This is a genomic window from Burkholderia sp. BCC1988, assembly GCF_905339895.1.
GTDB lineage: Bacteria > Pseudomonadota > Gammaproteobacteria > Burkholderiales > Burkholderiaceae > Burkholderia.
The window spans coordinates 1-275 of the sequence record NZ_CAJPHA010000102.1 but is presented as its reverse complement, the minus strand read 5'-3'; the positions used below and the strand labels follow the sequence as shown (position 1 = coordinate 275).

Annotated in this window: 1 pseudogene; it reads right to left on the bottom strand. The window is 69.5% G+C overall.

The annotated features are described in order from the left end of the window. A pseudogene (locus U4012_RS35750) lies at positions 1-275 on the bottom strand (acetyl-CoA C-acetyltransferase); the annotation flags it as partial.

Genomic DNA, 275 nt, shown 5'->3' with positions numbered 1-275 from the left:
ACGATCGCGTTCGCCGCCAGCATCACGGCCTTCAGGCCCGAGCCGCACACCTTGTTGATCGTCATCCCCGGCACTGCGCTCGGCAGGCCGGCCTTGATCAGCGACTGGCGCGCCGGGTTCTGCCCCGAGCCCGCCGTCAGCACCTGGCCCATGATCACTTCGCTCACCTGCTCGGGCTTCACGCCCGAACGCTCCAGCACCGCGCGAATCACCGTCGCACCCAGCTCCGGTGCCGCGATCTTCGCGAGCGAGCCGCCGAATTTGCCGACCGCGGT